The following is a 21,417-nucleotide window of genomic DNA, read 5'->3' as shown; positions in this document are numbered from 1 at the left end:
CGAAGTCAAGCGCAATGAAGCGACTTGTCCCAAGGTTTTCCAGTGCGCACAATGGCGTTGAGCGTGGTGAGCAACTTGCGCATGCAAGCGACCAGGGCGACCTTGGGCAACTTGCCAGCGGCCTTCAGACGCTCGTAGAAGGCCTTGATGGCCGGGTTGTAGCGGGTGGCCGTGAGCGTTGCCATGTACAGCACGCGGCGGATCTCGAAGCGCCCGCCTTGTACGCGCCGCCTGCCCTTGCTGCCGCCGGAGTCATTGGCCATGGGCGCCACGCCCACCAATGCAGCGATCTCGCGCCGGTTCAGCCGGCCCAGCTCTGGCAGCTCGGCAATCATCGTGGCACTGGCCACCGGGCCGACTCCCGCAGCCGACTGCAGCAGCGTGTCGAGCTCCCCAAAGTGCTCGCGCACATGCGTGACCATCTGCTCTTCGATCTCATCGAGCTGCGCCTTGATCGCCGCCTCGATGGCCTCGATGCTGGCGTGCAGCTTCTTGGGCGTGATCTGCAGCCGTTGGCGCTCCGAATGGAGCATGGTCAGCAACTGGCGCCTGCGCGTGACCAGGGCCGCGAGCCACTGCTGGCGCTCATCGGCCAGGGGGCGCAAGAAGCGCTGCAGATCGTCGCGGCGCAGCAGCACCGCTGCCAGCTCGGCCAGCGTGCGCGCATCCACCGCGTCGGTCTTGGCCAGGCGTCCCATGGATTTGGCGAAGTCGCGCGCCTGGCGCGGGTTGATGACCGCCACGGGCAGGCCTGTGGCCTGCAGGGCACACGCTAACGCGGCCTCGTAGCCGCCGGTGGCCTCCATCACCACCAGACCCACGTCCAGGGGCTGCAGGGCAGCCGCCAGCGCCGAGTGGCCTTCGGCATCGTTGTCAAACCGCTGGGCGCTGCTCTTGGCACCCAGCACACAGACATCCACGTGCGCCTTGGCCACGTCGATGCCCACCGTCACTGAGGTAACAGACATGATCTTCAGATCCCTTGCTTGTGCATGCGCGCTCAATCAAGGCGCGCGTAACCGTTCGGGCTTCACGAAGACCAGCGCGGCGGCCATGCGTTCTGTACTCAGTCACGGGCTCTATCACCCCAGCGCCTACCAAACTGCACGGGCCGGTCTGGCCGCCTCAACGGCGTTCAGACTCTACCGCGCTGGTCTGGTTTAAAGATACAAGCGCACCGTCCAGCCCGGCGCGCAGGGGACATTTCTCGCCGGCGGGGTTTGTTACTATTGAAAATGTAGCTATCAGCGCTTGGTGGGCAAGCGCTAGAGGCCAAAATTCCTCTGTTCCCGATGCCGGGCCTCTGGGCGGGATGCGTGGTACGTGAGACCGCGTAAGGGATATTGTGAATAGATGTAACGGCAGGCCTGCCGTAGATTTCCAGACAGACCGGGACGACCCGGCGCACCCCTTTTTCTGGAGACATGCATGGCCGCCGTTTCGCTTGCCCACCATTCCGTTGCCCGCCGGGTCACGCTGACCGCCCTGGGGCTTGTGGCCCTGGTGCTGGTGGGCGTGGGGCTGGCCCTGGCGGTTCTGACCGAACGCAGCACGCGGGCGCAGCTGGTGCAGAGCATTGGCGGCACCACCCAGGCCGTCGCCCATTCGCTGGATGCGGCGGACAACACCAACCGTGAGCTGGTCCAGGCCACCATGCGCGGCTTTCGCCGCTACTTCGAGGCCACCATGCAGCTCGACGAGGGCGCGGGGGAGCTGCGCAGCTTCGGCGCGCTGGTCAACGAGGACTACAGCGCGGTGGACAAGTTCGCCAACGAGACCGGCGGCGTGGCCACCGTGTTTGCGCGCAAGGGCGACGACTTCGTGCGCATCACCACCTCGGTGAAAGATGCGCAAGGCCAGCGCCAGCAGGGCACGCCGCTGGACCGTGCCGATCCTGCCTACGCGGCAGTCGCCAAGGGCGAGCCCTACACCGGCATCACCGTGGTCGCAGGCAAGCCCTACATGGGCCACTACCTGCCGGTCAAGGACACGGCAGGCAAGGTGGTGGCGCTGCTGTTCATCGGCAATGACGTCAGCATCTTCCACGCCATGCTGCAAAAGCAGGTGGAGCAGACACGCTTTTTCGAGCACGGCGGCGTGTACGTGATCAACCCCGGCGCCGGGCTGGAACAGGCCGGCTTCGTGTACCACCCCACGGCGCGGGGCCAGCGGGTGCTGGAGGCCTTCCCCCAGTCACGGGCCTTCTTCGAGGCGTTGGTGGCTGCGCCAGAGGGCTTCGTGCGCGACGCGGCGGCGGTGTATTCGCCCGGCGCGCAGGACCCTTGGGCGCTGCTGCGCAAGACACAGGGCGGATGGTGGGTGGTTGCCGAGGTGCCGGACGCCGAGGCCATGGCCGGCCAGCGCCACGTCACCTGGGCCGTGTGGGGATTGATGGCATTGGCCGTCGGCTTGCTGGGCGTGGGTCTGTTCGTGATGCTGCGCCGCGGCGTCAGCCAGCCGCTGACCGGGCTCACGCAGGCCATCACGCTCGTCGCGCAGGGCGACCTGACGCAGAGCTTCGAGACCACGCGGCGCGACGAGATCGGCACGCTGGTGCGGGAAGTGGAAGGCATGCGCCTGCGCTACGTGCAGATGCTGCAAGAGGTGCGCACGGCTGTGGACAGCATCGACACCGCCAGCGCCGAGATCGCCAGCGGCAACCAGGACCTGTCGGCACGCACGGAGGCCACCGCCGGCAGCCTGGCGCAGACGGCGCAGAGCATGGACCAGCTCACGGCCACCGTGCGCCAGTCCGCCGATGCGGCCCACCAGGCCAACCAGCTCGCGGCCTCCGCCGCGCACGTGGCGGCCCGCGGCGGTCAGGTGGTGGGCGAGGTGGTGACCACCATGGACGACATCAACCAGAGCTCGCGCAAGATCGCCGACATCATCGGCGTGATCGACGGCATTGCCTTCCAGACCAACATCCTGGCGCTGAACGCCGCCGTGGAGGCTGCACGCGCCGGCGAACAGGGCCGCGGCTTTGCCGTGGTGGCGGGCGAGGTGCGCAGCCTGGCGGGCCGCAGCGCCGAGGCGGCGCGCGAGATCAAGCAGCTCATCCAGGCCTCGGTGGAGAAGGTGGAGACGGGCGCGCGCCTCGTGCAGGACGCCGGCAGCACCATGGGCGAGATCGTGGGCAGCGTGCAGCGCGTGGGCGACATCATTGGCGAGATCACGGCCGCAGCGTCCGAGCAGGCCGGCGGCATTGGCCAGGTCAACCAGGCCGTGGGCCAGCTGGACCAGATGACGCAGCAGAACGCCGCGCTGGTGGAGGAGTCCGCCGCCGCCGCGCACAGCCTGCGCGAGCAGGCGGCGCGCCTGGCCGCGGCCGTGCAGGTGTTCAGGCTGGGGCCGGCCCTGGGCGACGCGTCCCTGATTGCGGCACCTGCGCATGCACCCGCGCCAATGGCTGAGGTGGCCGACCTGCGCGTGGGGGCCCTCGCGCTTACCTGAGTGCGGGCCTCGCCGGGGCGGGGCGGTTATCCTCGCGCGCTGCGCGCCTGGCCCGGGGCGCGCCCGCCCTTGCCGTTTCCATGCCGTTCCTCGATGTGCCCACCATGCTGCTGATGACCGCGGCGGCTTCCCTCACCATGGCGGCATCCCTGGGCGCAGTGCGGCCGGGGCGCCGCGAGGGCATCAGCCTGTGGGCCGCCGTTCGCTCATCATGGCGCTGGAGCGCGATGTGGCCCGCGCCGTGCGCCTGCGCGAGCCTTACGCGGTGATGCTGGTGGACATCGATCACTTCAAGTCCGTCAACGACAGCCATGGCCACCTGGCGGGCGACAGCGTGCTGCGCCATGTGGCGGACCTGCTGCGCACGCGCCTGCGGGCGCAGGACCTGGTGGGTCGCTACGGGGGTGAAGAATTCATGGTCCTGTTGCCGCACACCCCGCTCGGCGGGGCCCTGGAGCTTGCCGAGACGCTGCGCCGCGCCGTGGAGCGCTTGCCCTGTGTGGGCGGCGGCAAGGAGATACCGGTGACCGTGAGCATCGGCGTGTGCGGCGGGCCCCTGCAGCCCGCGGATGGCTGGGACAGGCTCGTTCAGGGGGGCCGACGAGGCGCTGTATGCAGCCAAGCTCGCCGGGCGCAACCGGGTGGAGTCCACGGCGCTGGCGGCACCGTGCCCCGCGCCCGTACCGGCGGTGGACTAGGGCCTGTTCACACTATTTTTGCCAGATGCGTTGCGATCAAAAAGGGCCAGGCGCAAGGCGCCAAACGAAGCTGGGGTGCTACCCCAGCGAGGCTTGGCAACGCCGCGAATGGCCCTTTTCGATCGCAACCCGGAGGGAACGGAGTGAAAACCGCGCCATTCGTCGTTGCCCTCCTAGCCAAGGCCCCGGCCTTGGCGTCGTCACGCGCCTAGATTGGCGCGGTTTTCACGCCATTCGCACTGGCAAAAATAGTGTGAACAGGCCCTAATAGGGCGCCGTGCAGATCGCCGTCGCCGGGCGGCGGGTGTTGGCGTATCCTGCGCCTTTTGCGCACCGACAGAGGTTCCGCCATGAACGACCGCCTGCCCGCCGCCGCCCTGGATGCCGCACTCGCGCTGGAACGCGTGGGGCGGGTGTGGGACGAAGACATCCTGCGGCAGCTCACCGACTACATCCGCATTCCCGCCAAGTCACCGGGCTTTGCGCCCGACTGGCGCGAACAGGGCCACCTGGAGACCGTGCTGCGCAATGCCGCGCACTGGGTCGAGGCGCAAAAGGTGGCCGGCCTGCAACTGGAGATCGTGCGCCTGCCGGGGCGCACTCCGGTGCTGTTCTTCGAGGTGGCGGCCACCCAGCCGCGGTCCACGCAGACCGTGCTGATGTACGGCCACCTGGACAAGCAGCCCGAATTCGAGGGCTGGCGCAGCGACCTGGGCCCGTGGACACCCAAGTACGAGGACGGCAAGCTCTACGGCCGGGGCGGCGCCGACGACGGCTACGCGGTCTACGCCAGCGTGGCCGCGGTGCAGGAGCTCAAGCGCCAGAACGTGCCGCACCCGCGCATCGTGGGCCTGATCGAGACCTGCGAGGAGAGCGGCTCCGCCGACCTGCTGCCTTACATCGACGCGCTGAAGACCCGCCTGGGCGACGTGGCGCTGGTGATCTGTCTCGACTCGGGCGCGGGCAACTACGACCAGCTGTGGCTCACCACCAGCCTGCGCGGCATGGCCAGCGGCACGCTCAAGGTCCAGATCCTCACCGAGGGGGTGCACTCGGGCGACTCATCGGGTCTGGTGCCGTCGTCGTTTCGCATCATGCGCCAGGTGCTCGACCGGCTGGAGGACTCGGCCACGGGCCGCCTGCTGCCTGCGCACTTCCACTGCGAGGTGCCACCCGACCGCCTGGCGCAGGCGCGGGCCACCGCCGCCATCCTGGGCGACGAGGTCTACAAGCGTTTCCCCTGGGCGCATGCCGATTGCGGTGGCAGCACGGTGTTTGCCCTGCCCACCACCACCGACCCGGTACAGGCGCTGCTCAAGCGCACCTGGGAGCCCACGCTCAGCGTGACGGGGGCCGAGGGCTTCCCCGCCCTCAAGGACGCGGGCAACGTGCTGCGCCCCTACACGGCCTTCAAGCTGTCGTTGCGCCTGCCGCCGCTGGTGGACGCCGCCGCCTGCCTGCAGGAGATGAAGGCCGTGCTGGAGGACAACGCACCCTACCAGGCCAAGGTCACCTTCGCCCCCGATGGCGCGGCCAGCGGCTGGAACGCCCCGGCCATCACGCCGTGGTTCGAGCAGGCGCTCAACGCCGCGAGCCAGGCGCACTTCGGCGCGCCTTGCGGCTACATCGGCCAGGGCGGCACGATTCCGCTCATGAACATGCTGAGCCGCGGTTTCCCGACGGCGCAGATGATGGTCTGCGGCGTGCTCGGCCCCAAGAGCAACGCCCACGGCCCCAACGAGTTCCTGCACGTGCCCTACGCCAAGAAGCTCACCGCGGCCGTGGCGCAGGTGATCGCCAGCATGCCGGCCTGAAAACGCGCACGGCCATGCAGGAACTGAGCGAACCCACGCTGCGCCCCTTCACCGCCAGCGACGGCGAGAACCTCGCCGTACAGGACTGGCCGCTGCCCGCGCAGGAGCGCCGCGGCGCCGTGCTGCTGGTGCACGGCCTGGGCGAGCACGCGGGGCGCTACGAGGCCCTGGCCCAGCGCCTGAACGGCTGGGGCTTCAGCGTGCGCGGCTACGACCACTACGGCCACGGCGACTCCGGCGGGCCGCGAGGCGGCCTCACCAGCGACCTGCGCCTGCTGGCCGACCTGGCGGACCTGGTGGACGCCACACGCACGCGGCTGCGGCCCTGCGAGCCGCTGGTGCTGCTGGGCCACAGCATGGGCGGGCTGGTGGCGGCGAGCTTCGTGGCGCGGGGCGTGCGCCCCGTGGATGCGCTGGTGCTCTCGTCGCCCGCGCTGGCCACTTTCATGAACCCGCTGCAAAAGCTGCTGCTGGCCACGCTGCCCCGGCTGGTGCCCAACCTGCGCGTGGGCAACGGCCTGAACCCCGAACACCTGTCGCACGACCCGGCCGTGGTGGCCGCCTACCGGGCCGACCGGCGTTGCCACGACCGCATCAGCGCGCGGTTGGCTCGCTTCATTGCCGATGCCGGCCCCGCCACGCTGGCGCGCGCCGCGCGCTGGACGGTTCCTACGCTGCTGCTGTGGGGTGAGGACGACCGCATCGTCAATCCCGCGGGCAGCCGTGCCTTCGCGGCAGCGGCGCCCCCGGCCGTGGTGCATGCCCAGGGCTTTGCGGGGCTGTACCACGAGATCTTCAACGAGCGCGACGCGGCGCCCGTGTTCGCGCAATTGGAATCGTGGCTGGAGCAGCGCTGCCCGGTGCGCCGGGTGCAGCCCGTGGCGGCTTGAGCCAAATCGGCCTGCAGCGCTTGTGTAGCAAGCGCTAGCAGCTACTTTTTCAGGAGCAAACCCGCCGTCAATGCGCCAGCAGCACGCGGTTGCGCCCCAGGCGCTTGGCGCCGTAGAGGGCCGCGTCCGCGCGCTGCAGCAGCGCGGCGGTGCTCTCGCCGGGGGCCAGTTCCGCCAGCCCGACCGACACCGTCAGAGACAGCTGCGTGCCGCCTGGCAGGGCCACAGGCGTGGCGGCCACGGTGGCGCGCACGCGCTCCAGCAGACGCGTGCCGTCCGCCGGGTGGGTATTGGCCATGAGCAGCAGGAACTCCTCGCCGCCCCAGCGCGCCAGGAGGTCGCTGGCCCGCACGCAGCCGTGCACCGTCTGCGCGAACGACTGCAGCGCCACGTCGCCGGCCGCATGGCCGTGCGTGTCGTTCACCGCCTTGAAATGGTCCAGGTCCAGCTGCGCCAGCAGCAGGGGCTGCCGGCTGCGCTGCGCGCGCGCATGCTCCAGCCGCATCATCTCCAGCATGTAGCGGCGGTTGGGCAGGCCTGTGAGCTCGTCGCGGACGGCCAGTTCGCGGATCTGCTCCACGGCGGCGGCCAGCTCGCGCTGTTGGCTGCGCAGGCGGGCCCGCGCGCTGTGCACGCGCGTGGCGAGAAAGGTGCTGCTGGCCAGCACCACCGCGATCATGACCAGGTAGGCCGCCGACAGCGCCGGGGGCTGGCTGTCGGGCGATAGCCAAGCCGGATGCCACCACTGCACCACGGCGCCCGCTGCACCAAAGGCCACCAGCCCGTAGAGCGCCACGCCCACCATCTGGCGGGGGGTGAGCCCGAAGACGCCGAACATCATGATGACCGCGAGAATGGGCGGCGCAATGCCGCGCGCGGGGCCGGCGATCACATAGGCCGCCGCGTTGCAGGCAATCGCATAGACGATCTGGAACAGCGTGAGCGACGGGTCGGCAAAGCGCCGGCTGGCGCCGCTGCGGATGAGCACGAACACCGTGGTGATGCCCGCGCCGCACGCCAGGGTCCACCAGTACACCGGCACGGGATAGGTCAGGCCGGCGGCGGCCACCAGGTGCATCGCCCCGATGCAGCCCAGCATCAGCAGCGCCGACAACCCCGCCATGGCCAGGCGGATGCGCTGATGGGGATCGGTCGTGATGAGTGCATCCAGCGTCCGCTGGGCAAGGCCGCGGCGGCCCGTGGCCTCCTGGTTCCCGCAAGCTCCTTTTCTCAGAGGCGCGGGGCTGCGGACCGCGCACGCTGTGTGGACTGTAGGCGGCCCGCGCGCGGTCTGAGAATAGGTAGTTGCCGTGAGCTGGAGGTCTGGCCTGCCAGGGGGGCGATGAGTTGTCCCGATGCCCTGTCGTGGGACCGCGTTGACGGGCGGTACCGGTCGCTGTGCGGTGCGGCGCCGGATGCGCTACAGCCAGAATTCCTGCTCAGCTTTGTGGCCTTGGGTTTGCAACGTGGTGCACAGGGTGCGCAGCGTGGCTGGCAGGTCGGGGTCGGCCTGCAGGCGCTGCAGCCAGGCATGGTCGTGTGCGCTCAGCGGGAGGCGCGGGGCCGCGCCCCAGTCTTGCGGCTGCATGCGGTGGGCCTGCCAAGGCAGGCCCACCGCATGCCACAGCGCACCTGCGGCCAGCGCGATGGCCACGCCCGCGGGGTCAGGGTCGCAGCTCACATCGGCTGGTGCGGGGGCTTGCTGTAGCAGCCACTGCATCGCCTCCCGCCAGCTCTGCGGCGGCTGGCCGGGCAGCCAGACCACGCAAGTGCCGGGCGCGGCCGCCACTGCCTGGCGCTCGAAGCTTGCACGGTTCTCGATCAGCCAGTAGCGGCGGGGCGCCCGCACCCTAGCCGGCGCGCCAAACAGGCGCGTGGGCAGGCCGCACAGGCCGGCAGCCGCCACATCGATGCAGCCCCCGGGCGTATTCAGAGTGAGCGAGCCGCCCAGCCACAACAGCGGCGCGAAGCGGGCGATGCCCAGCGCTTCCAGCCGCTGCGCGCCCGCAATGTCCAACAGGGACTGCCATTGGCGTTCTGCCGCGTCGGCGCGCAGCCAGTCGCACAAAAGGGCCTGTTGGGCGGGCCGCAACGTTGGCAGGCTCGTCCACGGTGCGCCGTGCCGCGTACGGCGCCTGTTCCCGTTGGGTTGCGTGCGCAGGGCGATCATGCGCTGATGGGTTGGAGCTCCGGCACGCCGCGCCGCTTGGCCACGGCGATGGGCGGCGCCCAGCGGCTGCCGGCGGGCTTCTTGCTGGTCACGAGGGTGATCTCGGCGGGCTCGAACACCTCCAGGTTGTGCGTGATGGGCGTGGTCAGCACGTACTGCGCGCGCGTGCTGCGCAGGAAGTGGCCCACGAGCTGGATGTTGCGCACGTCCAGGTGGGCGAAGGGCTCGTCGATGAAGACGAAGCCGCCCGAGCCGCTTTCCTCGTCTTTCAGCAGGCCCACCAGCAGGATCAGCGACTTGATGACCTGCTGCCCGCCCGAGGCCTCGCCGTCGTTCAGCCCGATGCTGCCCTTGCCGTCGAAGGCGAAATGCACCTTCAGGCCCGCCTGGGCGAGCACGGTGTCGTCGTTCTCCAGCAGGGGGAGGTCGGCCGCCACTTCCACACCGGCCAGCTGGCCCAGCTCCTGGATGTTCTTGCGGTAGCGGCGCACGGTGCTGCGCAGCACCTCGATGTAGCTCTCGCGCGCGTTCAGCACCGCCGTGGCGGCCTGGGCGTTCTTGACCTGGTGGTCCGACAGGCTGGCCGCCTGCTCGCGCACCGTCACGTCCATGCGGCGGTGGCGTTCTTCCACGGTGGCGTCCTGCTCCCAGGTGCCTTGCTCCAGTTCCTGCTCCACGGCATGCAGGCGCAGCTTGGCCTGGGTGTCGTTCACGTATTCGTCGACCAGCGCGCCCATGGCGGCGGGCGTGATCCAGCGCGCCGGGAACTGCGCACGCTGGGCCTGGCTGCGGGCCACGGCCCCCTGTTGCTGGCGGCGGCGCGCGCTCCACTCCTGCGCGGCGCGCTCGCTGTCGCCGCGCGCGCGCTGCAGCTGCGCCTCCAGGCGCTTGTGCTCCTCATTGAAGGCGCGGTGGCGGTCGTGGGCGCGGGCGGATTCCTGCTCCAGGCGCTGCCACAGCTGGGCGGCGGCCACGCGCGCCTGCTTGGCGGCGGGCAACTGTTCGCGCGCCTGGCCAAACTCTTCGCAGCGGCGCGCCAGCTCCTCGGCGGCGCTGTGGCCTTCCAGGGCGCGGCGGGTGTCGGTGATCTGGCGCTTGAGGGCCATGAGCTGGTCCAGGACGGGTGCCAGCTGGGCATCGATGCGGGCCAGGTCGCGCTCGGCCGCGCTGCGGCGTGCCTGCACGGCGCTGGCGCCGAACTGGTGCTCATGCGCCTCCACCCACATGGAGCGCGCGCCGCGCCCGTCGTGCATGTAGGCCTGGGGCGTGATCCAGGTGCCGCCCAGCTTCTTGCCCTCGCGCGGGTCGGCCACGCAGCGCAGGTTCTGCAGTTGCTGCACCAGCCAGCGCGGCACGGGCGCGGTGAAGCGCACATGCTCCAGCAGCGTGCCGCTCTCGCCCTTCAGCGCCACGCTGCCCGGCTCGACGATGTAGTGGCGGTAGCGCTCGCGCTCGCCCAGCTCCCAGGCCTCGGTCAGATCGTCCGCCTGGTCCAGCAGCACCACCCAGCGGTGGCCGCGCAGCACACCCTCGATGGCGGCGCGCCAGCGCTCGTCCTGCACTTCCACGGTTTCGGCGACGAAGCGGTGGCCGATGCCGGCATTGGCCAGCTGTTTGCGAAAGCGCAGCACCTCGGGCGGCAGCGGCGGCAGGCTCTGGCCTTCGAGCGCGGCGAGCTGCGCGGCGGCCAGCTTGCGCCGCTGGGTGAGTTGGCTGCGCTCGTCCTGCAGGGCCGATTCCTGGTCCTGCAACTGGGCCAGGTGGGCCTGCAATTCGTCGGCATTGCTGCCCTTGTCCACCAGCGCCAGCAGCTCCTGCTCGCGCTGGGCCAGCTTTTCCAGCGGGGCCTCGTGGCGTGTGGCCTCGTCCAGCTGCGTGCGCGCCTGGTCGCGCTCTGCGCGCAGCTGCTCGGCCTGCTGTTGCGCGCGCGTGCCTTCCTCCAGCAGGTGCAGCAGGCGCTTGTTCTGCACCGCCTGCTCCGCCAGGGCCGCGCGGTGCTGGGCCTTCTGGCGGCGCAACTCGCGCGATTGTTTGGTGAGCTGTTCGCGCTCGCCCCACCAGCCGAGCACGGGCAGCACCTCGGTGGCCAGGCGCTCGCGCTCGGCCAGGCGCATCTGCCAGGTCTTGTAGTTGGTCACGCGGTTGTGCAGTTCGGAGAGCTGCGCGCGGCTGTGGTCCAGCTCGCGCTCGGCCTGCGCCATCTCGCGCGCCAGCTGCTGCTGGTGCTCGCGCGCCTGGTCGTAGGCGTCCAGCACCTGCTGGTCGCCGAACACGTCGAACACCAGGCGCAGCAGCTCCCGCGGGCTGAATTCGCACAGCCGGTCGGTCTGGCCCTGCTCCAGCGAGAGCACGCGCGCAATCGCCGGCGACAGGCCGGCGGCGGCCAGCACGCGGCCCCAGGCCTCCACGCCCATGAAGCCCAGGTCCTTCTCGGGCATGTCCAGCAGCTGCTCGATGGACACATCACCCTCGACCAGGCAGTAGCGGCGCTGCCAGTCGCCCCCGTTCTTGTCGATGCGGCAGGCCAGCGTGACCTGGTCGCTGTACAGCAGGCGGCGCGCGAATGGGCGGCTGGAGCTTTGCCGGCCCTGCGGCCGGTTGTCCACCACGGCGCGCAGCCAGGCGGTCTGCGCGCCGGCGTGGCGCGCATAGGTGCGGTAGTCGCGCGGGGCCGAGCAGCGCAGGCCCAGCAGGGTGCGCATGGCGTCCAGCAGCGTGGTCTTGCCCGAGCCGTTGGGGCCGGCAATCGTGATGATGGAGCCGTCCAGCGGCAGCGACACGCGCTGGCAGTAGTCCCAGTGAACGAGTTCCAGGGTTTGCAGGTGGAACATGGCGGTCAGTTCTCCTGCACCGTGGATGCTTCGTTATTCATAGCTTCTGGCGCTTGCTGTTCGGGCGTTAGAGGCTGATTTGGCTCGTATTCCGGCGCAGCAGCGCGCTCGCGCAGCAGTACGTCGGCCAGCGCACCGTCCAGGATGCGCGGGGCGAGCACGTCGTAGTCCAGCAGCACGTCCAGCAGCGGCCCCTCGGCGATCTCGTCCTGGCGGCGCAGGATGAAGCCGTGGCGCTCCAACAGCTTGAGGTTGGCGTCCAGGCGCAGCTTCTTGCCCAGCTGCGGGCCGTAGTCTTCCAGCAGCGCCTTGTACGACAGCACGGGGCTGGCCACGCTGGCCTGGGGCAGGGGCTTGGCGCCGGGGAAGAAGTCGTTCTGCCCCGCGTCGGCCTCCTGCACGCGGCTGGTCTGGCGCTCGCGCTTCGGTAAAACGATGAGCGCCCACAGCACGATGAGCAGCGCCTGCGCGTCGCGCGGCAGCTCCAGGTTGTTGTTGGCGTTCAGGCCGGACTCGACCATCACCCCGTTCTGCGCGGCGCTCAAGAGGGCCACGCTCACGTGGTCGGCGTAGATGCTGTCCATCCAGCGCAGGCCGGATTGGGCCAGGCGCTGCTCCACCTGGGCAAAGAGTTCGGCATCGACCAGCGCGCGCTTCACACGTGGGTGGCTGCGGGGCAGCCAGCGGCGCGTGAGCAGCTCGGCGATCAGCAGGGCGGCGTCATCCATTCTTCACTTCCTCGGTGCCCTGGGGGCTGTCGGGTTCGGCCGGTATCAGCCGGCCACGGCTGAGCAGCTCCACCTGGTGGTGGTCCAGCGGCTCGGCCTGCGGCTGCCATTCGATGCGCCACGGCTGGCGCGCCAGCTCGCCCGTCAGGCCCGGCAGCACGGCGGCCTGCGGATCGCCCAGCAGGGGCATGAGCTGGGCCTTGTAGGCCAGCTGCGCGTAACGCGTGGCGCCGGGGCGCGGGCCCAGCAGGGCCTCGGCCGCGGTGCGGGCGGTATCGGCATCGCTGCTGCTGCTGGCCCATTCGGCGAGCAGCGCATTCAGGTCGCCCAGCTCGCGCGGCAGGGCCACGGCGGTCAGCGTGCCGGCGGGCGCGCTCTGCGCGTTGGGCAGGGCCTCGGCCAGCGCGGGCTGGGGGCGGTCGCGTTCGAACTCGGCCTCCACCACGTCCAGCAGCTCGTGCGGGGCCAGCGTGGCCAGTTGCGTGGGCTGGGCCACGGCGCCGTCCAGCAGGCGGTGCAGCTGCGGTGCGGCCTGCAGCCAGCGCTTCACGTCGGTGCTGGTGATGCCGGTGGTGCCCAACGTCACGCGCTGGCGGTCCACCTGCTGCAGCGCACGGTTGAACTGGCTGGCCATGGCCAGCAGGCGCGACTGCGCCTGGCCCAGGCCGCGCGCCGCGCGCTCCAGCAGCAGGTGGCCGTGGCTGTTGCCGATGATGGCGGTGATGGCATCGGAGGCGCGGTCGATGAGCTGGGCTGCGCGGTCGTAGCGCTTGCGCGCCTCGCGCAGGCGGAACTCTGAGCCGCTGGCGATGGCGTCGGCAAACTCGCCGTGCAGGCGCGCCAGTTGCGCCTGCAGCAGCTGCACCTGGCCCGCATCCACGCTGCCGAGCTGGTTGGCGCCCACCACTTGGCCCAGCAGGGCGGCCAGTTCGCCGCCGTCGGCGTTGTCGTCTTCGGGCGCGGGGCTGGTCAGCGGCGCCAGCAGGCCGGCCACGCGCTGGGCCAGCGCGGGCAGGTGGTAGCTGCGCTGGGTCTCGTCCCAGGCGAGCAGGCCCACGTCGCGCAGGCGCTTGAGCACCGTCTCCAGCGCTTCGGGGCGCAGCGCGTGAAAGAGTTCGTCGATGCGTTCGCGCGGCAGTTGCGCGTCGCCCTGCGCCGCCAGCTGCAGGAACACCCACACGCGCAGCTGCACCAGCGCCGCGGGGCCGTGGAACAGGCCGCTCAGCGCCTGCGTGAGCGGCTGCTGGCGCGACAGGTGCCACAGCAGCGGGGAGTCCTGCGCGGTATCGTCAAAACTGTAGGCGTCGCGAAAGAAGTCCGCGATGGCGCCCATGCCTACGCCCATGCCTGCGCCCACGCCGTTGTCCAGCGCGTCATCGCCGACCTGTGGCGCCAGGTCGTCCGGGGCCAGTGCGCGCATCAGGCCAGCCCCAGCAGCGCCAGCGCCGCCACCGAGGCGGTTTCCGCCCGCAGCACGCGCGCGCCCAGGCTGGCCGGCGCAAAGCCCTGGGCCAGCGCGGCGTCTTCCTCCTGCGCGGTCAGGCCGCCCTCGGGGCCGTGCAGCACCCAGACGGCGCCGCCCTGGGCCGCGGCTTCCCGCAGCGGGCGGCTGCCGCTGCGCAGCGACAGCAGCAGGCGCGCCGCGTCGGGGGCGAGTGCGTCGGCAGGGGGCTGGCGCAGCCAGTCGGCCAGGGACAGCGGCGCGTGCACGGAGGGCACGCGGTTGCGCCCGCATTGCTCGCAGGCCGCCACGGCAATCGCCTGCCAGTGCTGCTGGCGCTTGGCGGCGCGCTCGCCGGACAGCTTGAGCACGCTGCGTGCCGCGGCAATCGGCTGGATGCTCGCGGCACCCAGCTCGGTGGCCTTTTCCACCAGCCAGTCCATGCGCTCGTTGGCGGGCATGCCCACCACCAGGTGCACGGCGCGCGCGGCCTCGCGCTCCACGGCGCTGTGGCTGCCGACCTGCACCTGCACGTCGCTGCGGCCCATGTGGGTGACGGTGGCGCTCCACTCGCCGCCCTCGCCGTTGAACAGCGTGACCGCGTCGCCCGGCTGCAGGCGCAGCACCTGCACATGGCGCGCGGCCGTCGGCGGCAGCGTGAGCTGCGCATCGGCGGCCAGGGGCAGGGGGCAGTGAAAACGGGGCATATCTTTCAAAAATAGTAGCTGCCAGCGCTTGGTGGACAAGCGCTGGAGGCCGATTTGGCCTGTAAACCTAGACGCGCCCGAAGGCGTAGCCCATGGCGGCCTGGGTGCCTTCCAGTTCGTCCACCAGCCGCAGCAGCGGCGACAGCTCGCGGTAGCGGCCGGCCGTCTGGCGGATGTAGGCGATGAAGCGCGGTGCGTCGGCCAGGTACTTGGGCTTGCCGTCGCGCAGCGTCAGGCGCGCGAAGATGCCGGCCACCTTCAGGTGGCGCTGCAAGGCCATGAAGTCCACCGCGCGGTAGAAGTCGCCGAAGTCCGCACCCCAGCCGCTGCTGCTCGCGGCGCCGAGGATGCCCGCACGCCGGGCCTTCTCCCAGTAACGCACGGTAATGTCGATGACGAAGTCTTCTTCCCAGCTGATGAAGGCGTCGCGCATCAGGCTGGCGATGTCATAGGTCACGGGGCCGTAGACCGCGTCCTGGAAGTCCAGCACGCCCAGGCGCTCGTCCGCACCCACCATCAGGTTGCGCATCATGAAGTCGCGGTGCACGTACACGCTGGGGGCCGCCAGGTTCTGCGCCACGATGGCGTCGAAGGCGCGGGCCAGCGTGGTTTGCTGGGCGTCGGTCAACGTGGCCTGGCGGTGGCGGGCGATGTACCAGTCGGGAAAGAGCTGCAGCTCGCGGCGCAGCAGCGGCTCGTCGTAGGCCGGCAGCACGCCGGGGCGCGAGGCGCGCTGCCAGTCGATGAGCAGGTCCACGGCCTGCAGGTACCAGGCGTGTGCGGCGGCCGGGTTGGCGGGGTCCAGGCGTTCGATGGCCGTCTGCGCGCCCAGGTCGGACAGCAGCATGAAACCGTGCGCCTCGTCCCAGGCCAGGATCTGCGGCACGCGCAGGCCGGCGGACTGCAGCAGCGCCTGCACCTGCACGAACGGGCGGCAGTCTTCCTTGTCGGGCGGCGCGTCCATGACGATGCGGCTGGTGCCATCAACAGCGTCCAGGCGCAGGTAGCGGCGAAAGCTCGCGTCCGCGGACGCCGGGCGCAGGGACCCGGGCCGCAACTGGAGCGAGGCGGCCAGCGGGGCCAGCCAGGCGTTGAAGGCTGCCAGGCGGGCCGGGTCGGTCCAATGCACGGCGCCCGTGTGCACGGCGCCCGTGGCCGGCTCGGATGTGCCCGCCGGAGTGGGGGAAGAGGGGTGGCTCATGGATAATCGGATTCTACAAACCCGGCCTTCCCCGGCGGGGTGGCCCGCGGTGCCCGTGCCCAGCGGCCCGCCGTCCGTCGCAATCCATGGATCGTCTCCCCTTGCCCCACGCCCTGCACGTCCCGACGCACCGCCCATTCGCCGCGCCCCTGCCTCCGCGCAGCATGCTGGCGCGGCTGGCGGCCCTGATGCTGTGCGGCGTGCCACTGGCCGTGCTGGCCCAGGCACAGCCGTCCCAAGATGCTGCGCCGGCCGAGCCACCGCCCGCGCTGCGCTCCAGCCCGCGCCTGCAGGAGGTGCTGCCCTACGGCATCCGCCAGCAACTGCCGGTGTTCGTGCGCGGAGACCGCGTGACGGGCCAACCGGACATCCAGGCCACGATCGAGGGCAACGCCGAGCTGCGCCGCGGCGACACGGTGGTGCATGCCGACCGCATGCAATACGACGTGGCCGATGGCCGCGCGCGCGCCAGCGGCAACGTGCTCATCAACCGCGCGGGCAACCGGTATGAAGGCTCGCAGCTGGACCTGCGCGTGGAGGCCTTCACCGGCTTCTTCAGCGACGCGCGCTACCGCTTCCTGGAGACCGCGGCGCATGGCGAGGCCTCGCGCGTGGACTTCCTCGACCGCGACCGTTCCGTGGTGCACAACGCCACCTACACCACCTGCGAGCGCACCGACGAGGTCAGTTGGCAGCCCGACTGGATCCTGCGCGCCGAGCGCATCCACCTGGACCGCGTGGAGGACGTGGGCACGGCCGAGAATGGCGTGCTGGAGTTCAAGGGCGTGCCGGTGCTGCCGATTCCGCACATCACCTTCCCGCTGTCGGACCGGCGCAAGTCCGGCCTGCTGCCGCCCACGCTCGGGCTGGACAGCGTCAGCGGCTTCGAGTACGCGCAGCCGTACTACTGGAACATCGCGCCCAACCGCGACGCCACCATCACGCCTACGGTCATGACGCGGCGCGGCGTGGCCCTGGGCACGGAGTTCCGCTACCTGGAGCCGCGCTACAGCGGCGAGCTGACGGCCGACTACATGCCCAACGACCGGCTGCGCGACCGCGACCGCTGGGCCTACGGCATCAAGCACCGCGCTACCTTTGACACGCCCGTAGGCGGCGTGGGACTGGGCATCGACATCAAGCGCGTGAGCGACGACAACTACTGGCGCGATTTTTCCCAGCGCAACAGTGGCCGCAGCGGCGTGAACGACCAGCTCACCCAGCGCCTGCTGCCGGGCGACGCGACGCTGAACTGGGCGCGCGGCGAGCATTCGCTGCTGCTGCGCACCCTCAAGTGGCAAACGCTGCAGGACGTGAACGCGCCCATCATCCCGCCCTACGACCGCATGCCGCAGCTGCGCTGGGAGTACCGGCCGCTGCAGCTGGCCGGCGGGCTGGATGCGAGTGTCGAGGCCGACTACACCAGCTTTCACGCCGACCGCGCCTACACCGGCCAGCCCAATGCCAAGCGCAGCTACACCATGGCGCAGGTCAGCCGGCCGTTCCTGGCGCCGGCGGGTTTCATCACACCGCGCGTGCAGTTGCACAGCACGCACTACGAGTTCGATGCGCCGCTGGCCAACGGCCAGCGCACCGCCAGCCGCACGCTGCCCACGTTCAGCCTGGACAGCGGCCTGGTGTTCGAGCGCGACGCCCGCTATTTCGGCCGCGACTTCCTGCAGACCCTGGAGCCGCGCGCCTTCTATACCTACACCCCGTACCGCGACCAGCGCCTGCTGCCGATCTACGACACCGCGGTGAACGACTTCAACTTCGCGTCGATCTACACCGAGAACGCCTTTGGCGGACAGGACCGGCTGGCCGACAACAACCTGCTCACGCTGGGCGTGACCACGCGCCTGCTCGACCCCGACACCGGCGCCGAGGCCGCGCGCTTCGGCGTGGCACAGCGCGTGCGCTTTTCCGACCAGGAAGTCACCATGCCCGGCGGCTCGCCGGTGAACGAGCGGCTGTCGGACGTGCTGCTGGGCGCGGGCATCAACTGGACGCCGCAGTGGGGCTTCGACTCCACGGTGCAATACAACCCCAAGACCGGCCGGTCCCTGCGCACCACGGTGGGGGCGCGCTATTCGCCCGGCAACTACCGCACGGTGAGCGCGGCCTACCGCATGCAGAAGGTCACCGGCCTGATCACCGAGCCCAGCGAGCAGATCGATGTGGGCTGGCAGTGGCCGCTCAACGACCTGTGGGGCGACCGCGGCGACAAGCCCTCCTCTGCCGGGGGGCGCTGGTACAGCGTGGGGCGGCTGAACTACAGCCTGCAGGACCGCAAACTGGTGGACACCGTGGTGGGCCTGGAGTACGAGAGCTGCTGCTGGATCGGCCGCGTGGTGCTGGAGCGCCTGCAGCGCAGCGTTACGTCGTCCAACACCCGGCTCATGTTCCAGATCGAGTTCATCGGCTTCTCGCGCCTGTCGCTGGGCTCCAACCCGCTGTCCAGCCTCAAGCAGAATGTGCCGCGCTACCAGTTCCTGCGCGAAAGCGTGTCCACCCCCAGCCGCTTCACCCAGTACGATTGATCGCCTTGCGCGCCGCCCCGCTTTGGGGACGCGCCGCCTTGCACCATGAATTTGCACCACGCCATGAAACACCGTGCCTTGACCCTGGGCCTGGTCTGCCTGACCGCCGTCGCACCGCTGGTGCCCATGAGCGCCCATGCGCAGGGGCTGCGCCCATCGGCCTCCGGCCAGCCGCGGCTGCCCTCCGCAGCGACGCTGCTGCCGCCGGCCGGGGCGATGGCCTCCAACGCGCCGCGGCAGGCGGACTACATCGTCGCCGTGGTCAATTCCGAGCCCATCACCAACAACGAGGTGCGCCAGCGCACCGAGCGCGTGGTGCAGCAGATCGCCAGCCAGGGCGGCCAGGTTCCGCCGCAGGAGCTGCTGGCCAAGGAGGTGCTGGAGCGCCTGATCCTGGAGAAGATCCAGGTGCAGCAGGCCAAGGAGACCGGCATCAAGGTGGACGACTATGCCGTCAACCAGGCCGAGCAGTCGGTGGCGCGGCAGAACAGCATCAGCGTGGACGAAATGCACCGGCGCCTGGCCGCCGATGGCATCAGCAAGGAGCGCTTTCGCGAAGAACTGCGCAACCAGCTGCTGGCGCTGCGCCTGCGCGAGCGCGACGTGGAGTCGCGCGTGCGTGTGAGCGACCTGGAGGTGGACCAGTACCTGCGCGAGCAGCGGCAGGCCGCCGGCCCGGGCAAGCTGGAACTCAACCTGGGCCACATCCTGGTGAAAGTGCCTGAGAACGCCGGCCCGGACGAGGTGGCCCAGCGCTCGGCGCGCGCGCAGGAGGCGCTGGCCAAGGTGCAGGCGGGCGGCGACTTTGGCGCCGTGGCGCGCGAGTATTCCGATGCGCCCGAAGGCGCCAACGGCGGACTGCTGGGCCTGCGCCCGGCCGACCGCTATCCCGAGTTGTTCGTGAACGCCACGCAGCAAGCCAGCGTGGGCAGCGTGGTCGGCCCGGTGCGTTCGCCCGCGGGCTTTCACATCCTGAAGGTGGTGGACAAGACCCAGAGCGGCGTGCCCACCACGGCCGTGCAGAGCCACGCGCGCCACATTCTGCTGCGCACCAATGCCAACCTGTCGGAACGCCAGGCGGCCGAGCGGCTGGAGGATCTGCGCGATCGCGTCGCGCGCGGCGGCGCCGACTTCGCGGCGCTGGCACGCGAGTATTCGCAGGACGGCAGCGCCAAGGACGGCGGCGACCTGGGTTGGGCATCGCCCGGGCGCTACGTGCCCGAATTCGAAGAGGCGCTCAATGCCCTGCGCCCTGGCGAGATCAGCCGTCCCGTGGTGTCGCGCTTTGGGGTGCACCTGATCCAGCTGCTGGAGCGCCGCGAGGCCAAGCTCACCCAGCGCGAGCAGCGTGAAATGGTGCGCGACACCGTGCGCGAAAAGAAGCTCGACGAGGCCTTCGCCACCTGGATCCAGGAAGCCCGGGGTCGGGCCTACGTGGAATACCGCGACGCTCCGCAATGAAGCACATCCCGCGCAAGCGCTTCGGTCAGCACTTCCTGAGCGACCAGGGCATCATCGATGCGATCGTGCGCGCCATCGCGCCCGAGCCCGGGCAGCCCATGGTGGAGATCGGCCCGGGGCTGGCGGCGCTGACCCAGCCGCTGGTTGAACGCCTGGGCCGGCTCACAGTGGTCGAACTGGACCGCGACCTGGCCGCGCGGCTGCGTCAGCACGGGCAGCTCGATGTCATCGAGTCCGATGTGCTGAAAGTAGACTTTGCGCAGGTAGCGCAAGCGCTGAATGCTTCCAAAATAAGAGTAGTCGGCAACCTCCCCTACAACATCTCCACGCCCATCCTGTTCCATCTGCTGGCGCACGTGCGGGTCATTGCGGACCAGCATTTCATGCTGCAAAAGGAAGTCATCGACCGCATGGTGGCCGCGCCGGCGACCAGCGCCTATGGCCGGCTGTCGGTGATGCTGCAATGGCGCTACGCCATGGAGAACGTGCTGTTCGTGCCGCCCGAGAGCTTCGACCCGCCGCCGCGCGTGGACAGTGCGGTGGTGCGCATGGTGCCGCACGAAGCGCCCGAGGCGCTGTCGATGCCCGTGCTGGAGGAGTTGGTGCAGGTGGCCTTCAGCCAGCGGCGCAAGCTGTTGCGCCACACGCTGGGCCGCTGGCTCGAAGCGCGGCAGTTTGCCGGCACGTTCGACACCCAGCGCCGGGCCGAGGAGGTGCCGGTGAGCGAGTACGTCGCATTGGCGCAGGAGTGCTCCTGAAATAGGAGCTGCTCGCGCTTATCAGTAAGGTGCTAGCGCCCGATTTGATTCAAAGCGCAAAACCGTGACCGGCCGGGGCAGGGCTGCGGCCGGTCATGCTTCATCACGCGGCCGTGAGCCAGTAGCCAGCGTTGAAGGGGTTGCTCATGCGCAGCGCCATGGGGGAGACGTCCACCAGCTTGTCGGTGGGCATCTTCTCGCCCACGGGATCGATCGCGATCTCTATGGCCTGGGAGGCAGCACTGCCGTGCTCCTCCTGCGCCCGTTCCGCCTGGCCGGCGGTTGCAGAACGGGCTACAGAAAAGAATAGAAGCAGCGAAACGGGATCTTGCGGTCGCCCCAGTAGTCGGCGGCATCGCGGAAGATGTCCAGCAATTGCTCGCGGGCTTCCTTGTCGAACTTGGCCGTGATCGGGATCTGCTCCAGCACCACGATGAAGCCCGGCTGCGGGCCCGACTTGTGCAGCGGATCGGTCATGCAGTCGTACAGCGCATCGAAGTTCTTGCCGAAGTGCGCCGGGAAGGTGAACTGCGTGGCGATCAGGTCCAGGATGTCCTGCTTGGACTGCGCATGTGCCAGGTTGGCATACAGGAAGTGGTGGCCCATGGCGCGCGCCGTGTCCTGCAGGTCGTGCACCCGGAAGGCACGGATCGACTGCACGATATTGGGGCGCACACCGCGCAGAAGCGTTTCCTGGTCTTTACGAAGTGGCGTTTCCATCTCCG

15 protein-coding genes and 1 pseudogene are annotated in these 21,417 nt (G+C 70.1%); 7 read left to right on the top strand and 9 right to left on the bottom strand.

Features of this window, described 5'->3' with window-relative positions:
- Positions 1 to 5: 5 nt before the first annotated feature.
- Positions 6 to 968 carry an IS110 family transposase gene (locus tag HND92_RS18760; protein WP_371814822.1) on the bottom strand — a complete coding sequence of 321 codons (963 nt, stop codon included), beginning with the start codon at positions 966 to 968 and terminating at the stop codon, positions 6 to 8.
- A gap of 460 nt (positions 969 to 1,428) precedes the next feature.
- Between HND92_RS18760 and HND92_RS18755 the strand changes: the two genes are divergently transcribed.
- From HND92_RS18755 to HND92_RS18740, 4 genes and pseudogenes are all read left to right on the top strand, one after another.
- Entirely contained in the window at positions 1,429 to 3,453 is a 2,025-nt protein-coding gene (locus HND92_RS18755; protein WP_172209092.1) for a methyl-accepting chemotaxis protein, read from the top strand.
- Positions 3,454 to 3,643: 190 nt separating this feature from the next.
- Positions 3,644 to 4,151, top strand: a pseudogene (locus HND92_RS18750) (GGDEF domain-containing protein); the annotation flags it as partial.
- Between the two features lie 350 nt (positions 4,152 to 4,501).
- Positions 4,502 to 5,965: a M20 family metallopeptidase gene (locus HND92_RS18745; RefSeq protein WP_172209090.1), complete on the top strand. Its 1,464-nt coding sequence runs from the start codon at positions 4,502 to 4,504 to the stop codon at positions 5,963 to 5,965.
- Between the two features lie 14 nt (positions 5,966 to 5,979).
- A complete protein-coding gene (locus tag HND92_RS18740) occupies positions 5,980 to 6,855 on the top strand; it encodes an alpha/beta hydrolase (protein ID WP_172209088.1) in 876 nt (291 codons plus the stop codon).
- 67 nt (positions 6,856 to 6,922) lie between these two features.
- Here the strand turns inward: HND92_RS18740 and HND92_RS18735 are convergent, their stop codons facing one another.
- From HND92_RS18735 to HND92_RS18705, 7 genes are all read right to left on the bottom strand, one after another.
- Positions 6,923 to 7,978, bottom strand: coding sequence for a sensor domain-containing diguanylate cyclase (locus tag HND92_RS18735; RefSeq protein WP_172209086.1), 1,056 nt, complete (start codon positions 7,976 to 7,978; stop codon positions 6,923 to 6,925).
- Between the two features lie 297 nt (positions 7,979 to 8,275).
- Entirely contained in the window at positions 8,276 to 8,923 is a 648-nt protein-coding gene (locus HND92_RS18730; protein WP_172209075.1) for a hypothetical protein, read from the bottom strand.
- Positions 8,924 to 9,021: 98 nt separating this feature from the next.
- Entirely contained in the window at positions 9,022 to 11,856 is a 2,835-nt protein-coding gene (locus HND92_RS18725; RefSeq protein ID WP_172209073.1) for an ATP-binding protein, read from the bottom strand.
- Between the two features lie 5 nt (positions 11,857 to 11,861).
- On the bottom strand, positions 11,862 to 12,584 hold the full coding sequence (locus HND92_RS18720; RefSeq protein WP_172209071.1) for a hypothetical protein: 723 nt from the start codon (positions 12,582 to 12,584) through the stop codon (positions 11,862 to 11,864).
- The gene (locus HND92_RS18715; protein WP_172209068.1) at positions 12,577 to 14,004 is read right to left on the bottom strand and encodes a hypothetical protein; all 1,428 of its coding nucleotides are present in this window, start codon (positions 14,002 to 14,004) and stop codon (positions 12,577 to 12,579) included. Before HND92_RS18715 ends, HND92_RS18720 begins: the two co-directional genes overlap by 8 nt.
- Positions 14,004 to 14,732, bottom strand: a complete 729-nt coding sequence (locus HND92_RS18710; RefSeq protein WP_172209066.1) for a 16S rRNA (uracil(1498)-N(3))-methyltransferase — start codon at positions 14,730 to 14,732, stop codon at positions 14,004 to 14,006. The genes HND92_RS18715 and HND92_RS18710 overlap by 1 nt, the downstream gene beginning before the upstream one ends.
- A gap of 67 nt (positions 14,733 to 14,799) precedes the next feature.
- The gene (locus HND92_RS18705) at positions 14,800 to 15,933 is read right to left on the bottom strand and encodes an aminoglycoside phosphotransferase family protein (RefSeq protein WP_172209064.1); all 1,134 of its coding nucleotides are present in this window, start codon (positions 15,931 to 15,933) and stop codon (positions 14,800 to 14,802) included.
- Between the two features lie 86 nt (positions 15,934 to 16,019).
- Between HND92_RS18705 and HND92_RS18700 the strand changes: the two genes are divergently transcribed.
- The 3 genes from HND92_RS18700 to rsmA all read left to right on the top strand — a co-directional run bounded on the left by HND92_RS18700 (position 16,020) and on the right by rsmA (position 20,692).
- Complete coding sequence (locus tag HND92_RS18700; RefSeq protein WP_172209052.1) at positions 16,020 to 18,473, top strand: LPS-assembly protein LptD; 2,454 nt, start codon at positions 16,020 to 16,022, stop codon at positions 18,471 to 18,473.
- 63 nt (positions 18,474 to 18,536) lie between these two features.
- Positions 18,537 to 19,934, top strand: a complete 1,398-nt coding sequence (locus tag HND92_RS18695; RefSeq protein ID WP_371814820.1) for a peptidylprolyl isomerase — start codon at positions 18,537 to 18,539, stop codon at positions 19,932 to 19,934.
- Positions 19,931 to 20,692: a 16S rRNA (adenine(1518)-N(6)/adenine(1519)-N(6))-dimethyltransferase RsmA gene (gene rsmA / locus HND92_RS18690; protein WP_011807187.1), complete on the top strand. Its 762-nt coding sequence runs from the start codon at positions 19,931 to 19,933 to the stop codon at positions 20,690 to 20,692. The genes HND92_RS18695 and rsmA overlap by 4 nt, the downstream gene beginning before the upstream one ends.
- Positions 20,693 to 20,986: 294 nt before the next feature.
- Here rsmA and HND92_RS18685 read toward each other — a convergent pair whose 3' ends face one another.
- Complete coding sequence (locus tag HND92_RS18685) at positions 20,987 to 21,412, bottom strand: barstar family protein (protein ID WP_011807186.1); 426 nt, start codon at positions 21,410 to 21,412, stop codon at positions 20,987 to 20,989.
- Positions 21,413 to 21,417: the final 5 nt, after the last annotated feature.

The sequence above is a fragment of the Diaphorobacter sp. JS3050 genome (assembly GCF_013154915.1).
In the GTDB taxonomy this organism is placed as follows: domain Bacteria; phylum Pseudomonadota; class Gammaproteobacteria; order Burkholderiales; family Burkholderiaceae_C; genus Diaphorobacter; species Diaphorobacter nitroreducens.
Note: the sequence above shows the minus strand (reverse complement) of the source record. Positions and strands in the feature narration are given on the sequence as shown.